Source organism: Paenibacillus sp. FSL W8-0426, assembly GCF_037969725.1.
GTDB lineage: Bacteria > Bacillota > Bacilli > Paenibacillales > Paenibacillaceae > Paenibacillus > Paenibacillus hubeiensis.
Genome location: NZ_CP150203.1, coordinates 6505816 through 6519607, shown reverse-complemented (window position 1 = coordinate 6519607; position 13792 = coordinate 6505816). Strand labels below are relative to the sequence as shown.

Here is a 13792-nt window from a genome sequence, read left to right as displayed (position 1 = left end):
AGCGACATCTTTCATGAGTAAAATGCATATTAAGAATATTTATCATTCCATTTATCTATGGAAGGGGTGGGCATATTACGATGGATATTCGCCATTTGCAATATTTTCTCGAGGTAGCGAGACAGCAGAGCTTCACCAAGGCGGCAGAAGTGCTGTTTATCACACAGCCCACGATCAGCAAAACGGTAAAAAGCCTGGAGGACGAGCTCGGCGTGACCTTGTTCGATCGTTACGGCAAAAGGGTGGAGTTGACCGATGCGGGCCATGTGTTTTTCCGTCAGGCGCAGGAAATCGAAAAGTCGTTCCGCAGCTTGTCGTCGGAATTGGACGATCTGATGAACCTGAAGAAGGGACATTTGCGCATCGGTCTGCCGCCCATGGTGGGATCCAGCTTTTTCCCGATGATTATTGGCGAGTTCCACAAGGCATTTCCCCAAGTGACCATCGAACTGTTCGAAGATGGCGCGAAAAAAGTGGAGGCCGACGTGATCAGCGGTGCGCTGGATATCGGCGTGGCGGTGCTGCCCACGGTGGACGAGGTGCTCGATCACTTCGTATTCGTGGAGGAAAAGTTGAACCTGCTCGTACATCCTTCCCATCCGCTTGCCGACAAGGGGACGGTTGCGCTGCGCGAACTGGAGCATGATGCTTTCGTGCTGTTCAGGGAGGACTTCGCGCTGCACGACCGGATTATCGCTGCCTGCCAGGGAGCGGGATTCCAGCCGCGCGTCGTCTATGAGAGCTCGCAGTGGGACCTGCTTAGTTCGATGGTGGCTGCCAATTTGGGCGTGGCGCTGCTGCCGGAAACGATCTGCCGCGAGGTGGACCATATGCGCGTGCGGATCATGTCCGTGGAAGAGCCCGTTATTCCTTGGCAGCTGGGCATGATCTGGCGCAAAGATCGTTATCTTTCGTTTGCCGCGAGGGAGTGGATTTCGTTTACGCAATCGAAGCTGAAATGATTAGGAATATCACGGTTTCATTGGTAAAATGAATTCAGACTATGGTGGAGGTGTTTGTTCGATGAAACTGCGGGTATCCGCTGTGCAATATCATTTGGAAACGATCGGCTCGTTCGAGCAATTTGCTGCTCAGTCCGAGCATTACATACGGGCAGCCAGCGAATTCGGCACTGAATTCGTGCTGTTTCCCGAGTTTTTTACCACGCAGTTAATGTCCATCGGGGATGAGCAGGGTAACGCACTGACCATTGAGGACTTGCCGGATTTCACGGACCAGTATGAACAGTTGTTTACGTCGCTGGCGGCGAAGTATGGCATGCACCTCATCGGGGGAACACATGTTATCCGCCGTGAAGGCAAGCTGTACAACACGGCTCACCTGTTCTATCCGGACGGCCGCATCGCGCGCCAAGCCAAAATCCACATTACACCTACGGAAGTGGATGAATGGAACATGGCGCCTGGCGAAGGGCTTGAGGTGTTCGACACGGATAAAGGCCGGATTGCGATGCTGACTTGTTATGATATTGAATTTCCGGAAATCGTACGCATGGCGAAGGCGAAGGGGGCTGACGTCATTTTCTGCCCATCCTGCACGGATGACCGTCATGGCTTCTATCGCGTCCGTTATACGAGCCACGCGCGTGCGGTGGAGAACCAGGTCTATGTTGTACTCACCGGAACGGTGGGCAGCCTGAAAACGGTTGACTTCATGCGGGCCAATTATGGTCAAGCCGCGATTATTACGCCGAACGACGTGCCGTTTCCGCCGCGCGGCATTTTGGCCGAAGGGGAAATCAATGACGACATGCTCGTAACGGCTGACCTTGATTTGGATCTGCTGTATGAGGTGCGCGAACGCGGTTCGGTTACCACATGGCGCGACCGTCGTACCGATCTGTACACCGATTGGAAATAAACGTGCTTCGATTATGGCAGAAAGGGGGTTCAGCGATGGCTCAGCATGGCTTGTATCGGAAAGAGATGTACATTGCCGGCCCGGATCGGAACGGCAGACCGGCCAAGGCCGTCATTCGCAGCTATGCCGCAGCCGACTTCGACGAGCTGATCCGCATTCAGGCGGAGAGTTTCCCGCCGCCATACCCGGAGGAGCTGCTGTGGAACCATGAGCAGCTCACCAGCCACATTGCGCATTATCCTCACGGAGCCATATGTATCGAAGTGGATGGCGAGCTGGCAGGATCAATGACGTCGCTGCGCATGAACTGGGACCCTGATCACCCGGCGCAGCATACCTGGGCCGAAGTGACGGATGACGGTTATATTCGCAATCATCAGCCGGATGGCAATACGTTATATATCGTCGATCTTTGCGTTCGTCCCAAGTATCGCAAATGGGGGCTGGCCCAGCTTATGATGCAGGCGATGTACCATCTGGTGATCGCTCAAGGGATGGACCGCTTGCTGGGCGCAGGCCGGATGCCGGGGTATCATCTCGTTGCCGGACAGATGTCGGCAGAAGCGTACCTGGAGAGCGTAACCGCGGGAGAGCTTCGCGATCCGGTCGTCTCGTTCCTTTTGCGCTGCGGGCGAATGCCCGTGGGCGTTGCGGCGGACTATCTGGACGACGAGGAGTCCTGCAACTATGCCGCCCTGATGGAGTGGCGCAATCCGTTCAAGTAACATGCGGCAAAGTACTTTTAAGTCAACGATTCTTGGTTGAATTGGACATTGATACGATGACGATCGGAAGATGTTTCTGACCACGCAGTGGCTCCGTTTAACAATCATTCATTCAAAAGCATGCAAATGATAAGGAGGCCGTCATCATGGAATATCAACGAATTACATCGATTGAAGACCCGCTGTTCGCCCAGATGCACAACCTGATGAAGGAGATTTTCCCGCCTGAGGAAGTGCTGGACTTCCCGCTGTGGAAGGAACCGCTGGAAGACCCGGGCATCCGCGTATTCGTGGCGGTTCATGAAGGACAGGTTGTAGGTGCGACCGAATATCGCTATTACGAGGACTGGAACGTGGCCATGACCGACTTCACGATCATCGGCCGCGAAGGACTTGGCATTGGCGCATTTCTGGCCAACCACCGGAAGCGTGACCTGCAGGCACTCGCTGCAGCGAACGGCAAAGAGCTGTTCGGCATGTTTGCCGAAATCTACAACCCGTACCTGAGCCAGGATCATTCGTTCGGCAGCATTAAACCGATGGACCCTTACGTACGCCGCGAGGTGCTGTCGCACCTCGGATACAAACGGATCGACTTTCCGTATGTTCATCCGTCCTGGCAGGGAGACGGCGAAGCGGTGGGAGGATTGGATCTATGCTTCATGCCTGGCGACGAGGAGCTGGCCGAGCTCCCGACAAGCCTGGTGTACGATTTCCTGAATCGGTACTATGCCGTACTGCCGAACAAACCGCAGGAATGGCTGGACATGGCGGCCAAGCTGTCGGAACGGGATACGGTGTCCCTGCAGCCGTTGTAATTCATTGTATGAGACGATGAGCAACATAGAGTAACCGTTCTTAACACAAAATAGCCCGCAGAGCAGTCCGTCACCGGACCCGCGTCTGCGGGCTTTCGACATTTCATGAATATATAAACCGCAAAAAACAAACACACGTTAACGAAGAGGCAGAACCAATCTGGAGAAGCAAAGCGTTCTAAAAGCTTTCTGAAAGAAAGCTGCATCGGAAGCATAGGCTTATCACCGGATTTTCCCCTTAGAAAAGGGGAATCCAAAAAATTTGGGGATAACAGCGATCGGAAGATGGTACTGCACTCGCATTGCCCTAGTGTGAATGATTAGTGCGGTTTATATAGATTGAATAATGGCGTTATTGATCTTGATTTCGGTCCGGGAGCTGGCTCAGATAACTATTGGACAAATGAATGAGTTCCAGTGCCCGTTCATATTGTTCTTTGGTGATGTACGGCGTGGAAGCTGCCGATGAATTCTCGTCCTGAGCAGTCCCTGCCTGATGATCCTCTGTTTGATCCTCCGCTGTTTGATCCTTCGTTTTTACGGTATCAGCAGCATGAACGTCTTTAGTGTTACCTTCCTCAGCATTGCCATTCACCATCGCCGGAGTGGCTTCATCTTGTGCGGAGTCATCCACGGCCGGTTTCAGCGCAAGCATGTTTCTCGCCGCAGCTTCTTCCAAAGAATAATGGGTGCCGTCCCCATACCCGGTTTTCGGAATAAACAATGACGCATCGTTCAGCACCGATCCGGAAGGCAAATAATAACGCTCCGGCAGCAGGTTGCCGCCTTCCCTCAGCAGATCTTGCCCGAAGTGCAGCTGATTCTCCAAGGACAAACCCGTCAGTCCGGCAATCGTTGGCAGAATGTCGACCTGGCCGCCGATCTGTCCGAGCTGTGTTCCCGGCGCCACGCCCGGCGAAGAGATGATCAGCGGAATGTTGATCATGTCCGCAGACGTATATTCGCGGCCGTAGATCTCTTTCATGAGCGCTTTGTCGTCTTTGTCGAGCGAGTAGATCGGAAGGCCGAGGTGATCGCCGTATACGACGAGCAGGCTGTTATCCCACAATCCGCGCTGCTTCAGTCCCTCGATGAAAGTCCCCACAGCCTTGTCTGCATAATGCTGGGACACCAGGTAGTTGCCGGGCAGCGTATTTTTGAATCGTTCGGGAAGGGTCATATCGACCTTTCGTTCAGGCAATTCATAAGGATGGTGCGCCGACATAGAGATGACCTGTGCGTAAAAAGGAGATTCTGAAGCTTGCATTTCCTCCAGTTTATCCAGCGTTTTGGCGTATAACACCTCATCTGATGCGGAGAAAGCAACCGTGTCCTCCGTTCCGAAATATTTCAAATCATAATAATGGTCGAAACCCAGCGCTTGATACAGCTGATCCCGGTTCCAGAAATGAACGTCATTGGTGTGGAACGTCGCCGTCTGGTAACCGTTTGCCCCCATCAGTCTGGGCAGGCTGGGCAGTTCTTTACTGGCATAGACTGTTGAAGCGGCTCCGTTTGGGGGAATATAAAACGACGTATTCACCACAAATTCGGCATCCGACGTATTTCCCTGTCCCACCTGTTGGTAGAAATTCGGGAAATACAGGCTTTTCCGTGCCAATTCGTTCAAATTCGGAGTCACTTCCTGCCCATCCACTTCCAGCCCGATCAGGAAGTTCTGGAATGACTCCAACTGCAGCACAATGACATTACGGCCTTTGGCTGCGCCGGCTTCCACGACGGCAGGCACGCTCGTTGTCTGCTTGAGCTCGTTCACGGCGTTCTGGTCGATCGCCTCCAGCGGGACGGGTTTTTTCGGCCGATCCGCCAGAATCGTAAATGCCTCATACCCGAGAATGCCCATCTGTTCAGCCTGGATAAGCTCGTTCATGCTAGCCCGATTGGGATAAATGTTGAGCAAGCAAACAACTAAGGAGAGCACGAGAATGACGGACGCAATCCGTCTCCGGGTACGCTTCTCAAGCGGAATGCGCCCGGGGAGTTCAAGGCCTCCATGCCGGATGCGACGACGGATCAGGATGCCTCCGATGACGATAATATCGGTGAAAATAAACAGATAATACGGATCAAGCAGGGAGAACATGCTGCTCTTCACCGCAGTGACTTGGTTGACTTGCGCCAGGGCATGGTAATTGACGATGACCCCGTAATATTTGTAATACATAATGGCTGCAAAAAAAATGCCGGACAGGAGCAAATCCAATCCGAGGTACGCCCACATGCGCCGTTTAGCCGCAAACCATTCGATCAGGCAGAAGCAGATCCAGATGAGCGGCAATTCGGTCAACAAGGGCTTCCATACCGGAATATCGTCGAAGATCACGATCCAGGCGAGAGAGCTCTTGATCATCATGATCACGGTGAATAAGATGAACGGTCCGCTTAGAAACCGGCCGAGTGAGCTGCGTGACAAAATACCGCCTTCCCTTCCGTTGTTTCATTTACAATTATTATGCTATGTTCAGGCGAGCCGTGTCAAAAAGCACCAAGCATCATCCTGAAACGAATCGAAACGACCCATCTTTGCGGGGTTGGTCAGGAAACGACCAGGTATTGAATAGAGGTACATGAGCTTCTCCCCCTTATTGTGCATTTCTTTATGGTTTACTACTCAAGATAGCTTATGGTAACGCTGATCCAAACCCGGTTTGATGGCTCCTGGCGGAAATGGGTGCTGCATTTAAATACGTCCGTAAACATGAAATCAGCCAGTATTTCATGGTAAAGTATAGGGACTATATACGGAACGGGTGATCGCATGACAACTGAAATTCGAATACCGGTAAGACCGTTGGTGGAATATGTATACCGGAGTGGAAGCATTCGTCCCGGCTTTCGTACCAATGCCTCGATGCATGAAGGAACGCGCATTCACCAGCGGGTGCAGAAGGATTATGCGGAGGAAGACCTGAAGGAGGTGTTCCTGGAGGCGAAGCTGCAATACGGCGATTTGGTCTACGTCATCGAAGGGCGCTGCGACGGCTTGATCCGCCTGGATGGGCAGCTGACCGTGGATGAGATCAAATCAACGGCAGGCAATCTGGACGATCTGGGGGAGGGTGCTCCCGTGCATTGGGCTCAAGCCATCATGTACGCTTACATGATAGCCGTCCAGCAGGATGAGCCGCGTATGCAGGTACAGCTTACTTACGTGCATTCGATGAGCAACGAGGAGCGCCGCATGCGGCGCATGCTGGAGCGGGAAGAGCTGGAGCAGTTCGCTGCCGAGGTCATCGCGGGTTACGCGCCGTATGCGGAAATGATGGTTGCCCATGAGCAGAAACGGGATGAGACGGTTCGCGGGCTTGGTTTTCCTTTTCAAAAGTATCGGGAGGGACAGCGAAAGCTGGCCGGGGCGGTATACCAGACGATTCGCGAGGGCAAGGGGTTGATGGCCAAGGCTCCCACAGGGATCGGCAAAACGATGTCCGTGCTCTTCCCGACGGTCAAGGCGATCGGGGAAGGCGAGGCAGGCAGGCTGTTTTATTTGACCGCCAGAACGACGACGCGTGCTACTGCGGAAGAGGCGTTTGCTCGCATGCAGGCACAGGGTCTTCACATGCATGTCATCAGCCTGACCGCCAAGGATAAAATTTGCTTCAAGGAAGAGGAAGCATGCGACGCCGGGCAATGCGGGATGTGCGAAGGCTATTATGACCGGATCAACGGTGCGGTGCTGGACATGCTGGAACACGAGACGTTGATGACGCGCCCGGTGATCGAGCAGTATGCCCGCAAACATCGGGTATGCCCGTTCGAATTCTCGCTGGATGCCGCGTATGCGGCCGATGCGGTGATTTGCGACTACAACTATATTTTCGACCCCCGGATTTCCCTGAAACGCATGCTGGAAGAGCAGAAACGCAAGACGGTTCTGCTCGTGGACGAGGCCCACAATCTGGTGGACCGCGGCAGGATGATGTTTTCGGCCGAACTGGCGAAGTCCGCGTTCTTTGATACCCAGAGCACGTTCAAAGCGCTTGAGGGCAGCTTGCCTGCAGCGAAAGGCATCGCCAGCACGGCGGGTGCGGTAGACAAATACATGGGCACGATTCGCTCGCACGGCGAAAACGCGGGCGAACTGCTGAAAAAGGAGCCTCCCGAAGAACTGTTCGACCTGCTGGAACCCTTCGTCATGGCAGCGGAGCAGTGCCTGCTTGAGGGTGGAGCGCAAGACGAGGAGGCTCAGGCGCTGCTGCTGGACGCATATTTTGCGTCCCAGAACTTCCTGCGGATCGGCAAGTTGTATGATGAGCGATTCATCACGTATGCCGAATGCGAGCGCAGCGAGGTGCGAATCAGGCTGTTCTGCCTGGACCCTTCGGTGCTGCTGCGTCAGACGGCCAAAGGATTTCGCTCGGTCGTTCATTTCTCGGCCACGCTGTCGCCGATGGGGTATTACCGCGACATGCTGGGCGCGGGCGAGGACGACTACACGCTGCGGGTACCTTCGCCTTTCCGGCCGGAACAGCTCGACGTCAGGCTGATGCCGCTGTCCGTGCGCTATAAGGATCGGGAGCGCTCCCGAAGACCGATTGCGGGAATGCTGCGACAGCTGGCCGTGGAATGGCCGCGGGGCAATTTACTCGTGTTCTTTCCTTCCTATCCGTACATGCGCGAAGTGTACGACACGTTCATGGAACAACCGGGCAATGTCGACGTCACCATGCAGCGGCAGGGCATGAGCGAGGAGGAGCGTGACCAGTTCCTGAATGCTTTCCAGCCTGATCCGGAACGTACCCGCATCGGCTTCGCCGTTCAAGGCGGTGTTTTTTCCGAAGGCGTCGATCTGCCGGGCGACCGCTTGAACGGCGTCGTTGTAGTGGGTGCGGGTTTGCCGCAGATCGGACTGGAAAACAACGTGCTTCGCGATTATTTTAATGAAACGGGACGCAATGGCTTTAATTACGCCTATATTTTCCCTGGCATGAACAAGGTGCTGCAGGCTGGCGGCAGGCTGATCCGTACGGAGGAAGACACCGGCGTACTGGTTCTCATCGATGACCGGTTTACGCAGGAGCCTTACCGTTCCCTGCTTCCGGAGGAGTGGCAGCATTTCACGCGCATAGCCCCTTCTGCAACTAATTTCTCTTCCAATGATTAAACCATGGGCCGAAAAGGGTATTACTTGGTTAGTTGACAACACGTAGAACTACCGAGCGAGCCGTTTTGCGGTCGGCTTCTGAAGCAATCCCAGGGAGGTTGGTTTATGAAGAGAAATCATACGATGATGCAGTTTTTCGAATGGCATCTGTCCGCAGACGGAAACCACTGGAAAAGGTTGGCCGAGCTGGCCCCCGAGCTGAAGGCGAAGGGAATCGACACGGTGTGGATTCCGCCCGTGACCAAAGCCATATCCAATACGGACACGGGATACGGCGTATACGACCTGTACGATCTTGGCGAATTCGACCAGAAGGGAAGCGTGCGCACGAAATACGGCAGCAAGCAGGAGCTGGTTGATGCCATCGCGGAGTGCCAAAAGAACGGCATCGCCGTTTATGTCGACCTGGTCATGAACCACAAGGCAGGAGCGGACGAAACGGAAGTGTTCAAAGTGATCGAGGTCGATCCGAACGACCGGACGAAGGAAATTTCCAAGCCGTTCGAGATTGAGGGGTGGACCAAGTTCACTTTTCCGGGGCGCGGGGACACGTATTCCTCTTTCAAATGGAACTACGAGCATTTCAACGGCACCGATTACGATGCCAAAGGGAGACGAAGCGGGGTGTTCCGCATTGCCGGGGAGAACAAAACCTGGAACAAAAACGTCGATCGGGAGTTCGGCAACTACGATTATTTAATGTTTGCGAACATCGACTACAACCATCCCGACGTCCGGCGTGAAATGCTGAACTGGGGCCATTGGCTGATCGACACGATTCAGTGCGACGGCTTCCGGCTGGACGCCATCAAACATATCAACCATGAATTCATCCGGGAATTTGCCGGAGAGATGATCCGCAAACGCGGGCAGGATTTTTATATTGTCGGCGAGTTCTGGCACCCGAGTCTGGATGCCTGCCGCAAATTTCTGGATACTGTCGATTACCGGATCGACCTGTTCGACGTATCGCTGCACTACAAGCTGCATGAGGCGTCCCTTCAGGGCCGCAACTTCAATTTATCCTCCATTTTTAACGATACGCTGGTGCAGACGCATCCTACCCATGCCGTTACGTTCGTGGACAACCATGATTCCCAGCCTCACGAAGCGCTGGAATCGTGGGTGGCGGACTGGTTCAAACCGAGCGCTTATGCACTGATCCTGCTGCGTAAGGATGGATATCCGGTTGTGTTTTATGGCGACTATTACGGGATTGGCGGTCCTGAACCGGTGAAAGGCAAACAGGACATTCTGGATCGTTTGCTGTATGCACGAACCAACAAAGCGTACGGGGAGCAGGTCGATTATTTCGATCATCCGAACACCATCGGCTGGGTAAGAAGGGGAGCGAAGGAGTTCGAGGGCTCCGGCTGCGCGGTGGTTATCTCCAACGGGGACGATGGCGAAAAACGCATGTGCGTAGGGCAGCACCATGCCGGCGAAACGTGGACCGATCTGACACTGAGCCGAAAAGAACAGATTAAGATCGGTCAGGACGGATGGGCCAGTTTCCCCGTTAACGGTGGTGGGCTGTCCGTGTGGGCACTGCCCGACGCGGCTGCGGGTCAGTCTTCGTCTTAATTCCTAATACAAAGCAAGCGGGCACTGTTTCCTGACTGAGTCGGTCTGGAACGGTGCCTTTTTGGATTAAACAAGGCAAATTACAGAGCCGCCCAAGCCGATAATATGACTATGTCAGTGGGGGGCATTTCGGATCGATTCTAATCGGTCTTCCCATGGGTGTTATTTAGGTTTTAAAATGACGATTAGGGAGAAAAGGAGACAGAACAATGACAGTATACGACAAAGCAAAATACCATTATGACGGTGACTTTCCGGCGGAATTGTCCCATGATCAGGCTTATGTGCATATTGGTTTTTTCCTGGGGTGGTTGGTCGATCAGGGACTGTGCAGCAACGAGTTCTTGGATAAATACCGCACCGATGTGGAGGCATTCAAAGCCAGAAAGCTCCTGAGCTCGCAGCTGTGCCGAAAAACGGGGGGTGTACTTGCGGCAGATATGTTGAACGATGAAGGGAATGCTTTTGCCGAGCGTGGGTATGAAAGTTATCTGAGCGACTACCTCTTTTTCGTGAACCATGATGACGCAGAATCGGTCTACCATGTGCCGGACACGTGGGAAAATTACGAGATGATTCGAGAGCAGTTGGATATTTCATATGAAATGTGGCGTGAAATAAGACAGGGTTGATCCTTTAAAAGTACGCAGCGACTCGTATGCCCTGAACTCCGAGAGCTTGATCTGGAGCAGTTGATCGCCAAGCAACGGGATAGGTTTCAAACAGGTCAATCGGAAGGATACACGCTGCCGGCCGGCAACGGCTAACAGCGGTTCCCTTCCGTTCCCGCTCAAGAGACGTATGAGAACCGCTTTGGCGCGCCGTTACGTGTTACCCGTTTCAGAAGGGCGCTTTACCCTCTCAGTACAAAGCTTTGAAGCTGTCCGGCCATTTGCAGGTCATGCGCCTGATTGAATGCTGCCCTTTTGCCGGCATCCGCATATTCGTCATGGTAATGCATCAGCACCGTTTTCTGCCGGATCTCGGCGGGCAGCTGCTGCAGATCCTGCAGCGAGGTATGGGATTTAATCACCAGATCGTGCATGTGGCATTCGTGGAAAATCAGCTGCACTTCATCGGCCGTCGCAATCAGCCTGTCCTGATCCAATGTGCTGTCGCCGCTGTAATCAAAGTATCCGCGGGCCAGCAGGCCGTTGCTTATCATGCCCGGCACATGCGTTGTCCGGAACGTTTCGAAGGTGACTCCGCCCAGCTCGAACGTGCCGCCGTCCGGCAGCGGAACGATGTCGTAATAATCATGCAGCGTACGCTCCCCATCCGTCGTATGACGCATGCCGGGAGACAAGATGCTCCATAACGGGTCTACCAATGCTTCGTGGATGTACAGGCGCGGTCTGCGTCCGCTTACGATTTGGGAATAATAACCGAGCAGCTGGACGCCGTTGATATGGTCCTCATGCAGGTGCGTGATAAACACATTTTCGATATCGGTTAAAGGAAAGCCGTATTCTTTCAGCGCCCTGGCGTTCGATTCGGGAAAATCGATGACGAGATGCGTGCCGCCGAATTCGGCCAGCATGCTGTTGTGGTGCTGCTCGAAGCTAAACATGTCCCCCGTGCCGAGAAACGTAACCTTCATCTGTGTCATAACCCTTGATCATCTCCTCTGGATATGAATCTTCAAAACGGCATAAACAGGATAAATTCAGTATACCTTGTCTTTCGGTGGTGTGCCTAAATCAACCTTTTTTGAAATCGTTATCATTTTGTATTGAACTTTCGGGGCAAACAGTGTAGCGTAAAAATGGGAATGAACCCATGTGAACGTAAACTCACCCAAAGGGAGCGTGCGAGGCGAATGAAATCTTTTTTGGATGAACAATTTTTGCTGCACAATGAAACCGCGGTAAGGTTATACGAGGATTATGCCAAGGATATGCCGATCATCGACTACCACTGCCATCTCAGCCCGCAGGAAATCTACGAAAACAAAACGTTTGCCAACATTACTGAAGCGTGGTTGTACGGCGATCATTATAAATGGCGGCTCATGCGAGCGAACGGCATCGAGGAGAAATACGTGACGGGTGGAGAAGGCGTGACCGATTACGATCGTTTTCTCGCGTATGCCCGGACCGTGCCGATGATGATCGGCAATCCGCTCTATGCCTGGTCGCATCTGGAGCTGCAGCGCTATTTCGGCGTATACGAAATTTTGAACGAGCAGAGCGCCCCGGCGATCTGGGAAAAGGTCAACGCCAAACTGAACGGTCCCGGATTCGGCGCGCGCGACCTGATCACGAAATCGAACGTCTCCGTAGTATGCACCACGGACGATCCGTGCGATTCGCTGGAGTACCATCTGCAAATCAAGGAGATCGAGGGCTTCAATACAAAGGTGCTGCCTTCGTTCCGTCCGGATAAAGGGCTTGAGCTTAACCGCGACACGTTTGTAGACTGGGTAGGCAAACTTTCGCAAGCCTCCGGCACGGCCATTTCCGATTACGATTCGTTCTTGTCCGCCCTGGAATCGCGGGTAGAGTTCTTCCACTCCGTGGGGGGACGCGTATCGGACCATGCCTTGGATTATGTGCCTTACGGTGTGGCGACCCGAGAGGAAGCCGCAGCGATCTTTGCCAAGGCGCTTGCAGGCCATAAGGTCAGCCGGGAAGATGAGAACAAATACAAAACGGTGACGCTGACCTTCCTGGGCAAACTTTACGCCGAGCGCGGCTGGGTCATGCAGTTCCATATCAACGCGGCACGCAACAACAACCGGCGCATGTTCGAACGGCTGGGACCGGATACGGGCTACGACTCCGTAAACGATGCGCCGTTATCTGCGGCCGTGATCGGACTGCTCGATGCGCTCGACCAGCAGAACGCGCTGCCGAAGACGATTCTGTATTCCCTGAATCCGCGCGACAACGAGGTGCTTGCAGCCATCATCGGCAGCTTCCAGGGCGACGGCGTTCCGGGCAAAATTCAGCTGGGTGCCGCATGGTGGTTCAACGACACTAAAGACGGCATGCTCGCCCAGATGCGAGCGCTGGCGAACGTGGGTCTGCTCAGCCGTTTCGTCGGCATGCTGACCGATTCGCGCAGTTTCTTGTCCTACACGCGGCATGAGTATTTCCGCCGTCTCGTCTGCAACCTGATCGGCGAGTGGGCCGAGCAGGGCGAAGCCCCGCATGATATGGAGCTGCTCGGACGGATGGTGCAAGGCATTGCCCATAACAATGCCGAGCAATACTTCCCGTTCTCCTCGGCTCGCGAAACGGTAACGGCTTCGCGCTAATCCTAAAGGAACTTAAAAAAACCGCCCCTTTGCGGAGATTGTATGCAGACATCTCGCAGAATGGGGCGGTTTTTTTTTTGAAACGGCTGCTTAGCAAGCCATTCACTGCTTGGCATACTTTCTGCGAGGAGAAAAGATGAACAGAAAGGCCGCATAAATCACGGCAAAAATGATGAATTCCAACGTATTTTTATATAAGGCGCTTGATAAGTTGGCGGTTAGATGGAGAAACAGTACCCGCGAGATTACATAAGCGATCAGAAGTAAAATGATGTTTTTCAGCATAGCTAGGTCCATCCTGTAAGCTCTTCTTTAATTAGACTGGTATCTTTGCATAGCACCAAAATGGGAATATTTAAATCTGATTAAAGGTTATCACAGCAGCCCAAGTATGTAAATT

At 53.5% G+C, this 13792-nt stretch carries 11 protein-coding genes; 8 read left to right on the top strand and 3 right to left on the bottom strand.

The features are described 5' to 3' along the window. Nucleotides 1-80 precede the first annotated feature (80 nt). The 4 genes from MKY59_RS29465 to MKY59_RS29450 all read left to right on the top strand — a co-directional run bounded on the left by MKY59_RS29465 (nucleotide 81) and on the right by MKY59_RS29450 (nucleotide 3424). Nucleotides 81-962: a LysR substrate-binding domain-containing protein gene (locus MKY59_RS29465; protein WP_339275119.1), complete on the top strand. Its 882-nt coding sequence runs from the start codon at nucleotides 81-83 to the stop codon at nucleotides 960-962. Nucleotides 963-1023: 61 nt separating this feature from the next. Then, nucleotides 1024-1881, top strand: a complete 858-nt coding sequence (locus MKY59_RS29460) for a carbon-nitrogen hydrolase family protein (RefSeq protein WP_236413264.1) — start codon at nucleotides 1024-1026, stop codon at nucleotides 1879-1881. A gap of 35 nt (nucleotides 1882-1916) precedes the next feature. Beyond that, nucleotides 1917-2606 (top strand): GNAT family N-acetyltransferase, encoded by a 690-nt coding sequence (locus MKY59_RS29455; protein ID WP_236413263.1) that lies wholly within the window; start codon nucleotides 1917-1919, stop codon nucleotides 2604-2606. Nucleotides 2607-2752: 146 nt separating this feature from the next. After that, complete coding sequence (locus MKY59_RS29450; protein ID WP_339275118.1) at nucleotides 2753-3424, top strand: GNAT family N-acetyltransferase; 672 nt, start codon at nucleotides 2753-2755, stop codon at nucleotides 3422-3424. Between the two features lie 352 nt (nucleotides 3425-3776). Here MKY59_RS29450 and MKY59_RS29445 read toward each other — a convergent pair whose 3' ends face one another. Next, nucleotides 3777-5858 carry an LTA synthase family protein gene (locus tag MKY59_RS29445; RefSeq protein WP_339275116.1) on the bottom strand — a complete coding sequence of 694 codons (2082 nt, stop codon included), beginning with the start codon at nucleotides 5856-5858 and terminating at the stop codon, nucleotides 3777-3779. Nucleotides 5859-6203: 345 nt separating this feature from the next. On the opposite strand from MKY59_RS29445, the gene MKY59_RS29440 reads away from it, so the two are divergent. From MKY59_RS29440 to MKY59_RS29430, 3 genes are all read left to right on the top strand, one after another. Further along, complete coding sequence (locus MKY59_RS29440; protein ID WP_339275114.1) at nucleotides 6204-8549, top strand: ATP-dependent DNA helicase; 2346 nt, start codon at nucleotides 6204-6206, stop codon at nucleotides 8547-8549. Nucleotides 8550-8654: 105 nt separating this feature from the next. Next, the gene (locus tag MKY59_RS29435) at nucleotides 8655-10133 is read left to right on the top strand and encodes an alpha-amylase (protein ID WP_339275112.1); all 1479 of its coding nucleotides are present in this window, start codon (nucleotides 8655-8657) and stop codon (nucleotides 10131-10133) included. 209 nt (nucleotides 10134-10342) lie between these two features. After that, nucleotides 10343-10765 (top strand): hypothetical protein, encoded by a 423-nt coding sequence (locus MKY59_RS29430; RefSeq protein ID WP_339275110.1) that lies wholly within the window; start codon nucleotides 10343-10345, stop codon nucleotides 10763-10765. A 221-nt stretch (nucleotides 10766-10986) separates the two neighbouring features. On the opposite strand, the gene MKY59_RS29425 is transcribed toward MKY59_RS29430, so the two are convergent. Then, entirely contained in the window at nucleotides 10987-11742 is a 756-nt protein-coding gene (locus MKY59_RS29425; RefSeq protein WP_339275108.1) for an MBL fold metallo-hydrolase, read from the bottom strand. Nucleotides 11743-11952: 210 nt separating this feature from the next. On the opposite strand from MKY59_RS29425, the gene uxaC reads away from it, so the two are divergent. Next, entirely contained in the window at nucleotides 11953-13392 is a 1440-nt protein-coding gene (gene uxaC, locus MKY59_RS29420) for a glucuronate isomerase (RefSeq protein ID WP_339275107.1), read from the top strand. A 102-nt stretch (nucleotides 13393-13494) separates the two neighbouring features. Here the strand turns inward: uxaC and MKY59_RS29415 are convergent, their stop codons facing one another. Then, nucleotides 13495-13677 (bottom strand): hypothetical protein, encoded by a 183-nt coding sequence (locus tag MKY59_RS29415; RefSeq protein ID WP_339275106.1) that lies wholly within the window; start codon nucleotides 13675-13677, stop codon nucleotides 13495-13497. Nucleotides 13678-13792 lie beyond the last annotated feature (115 nt).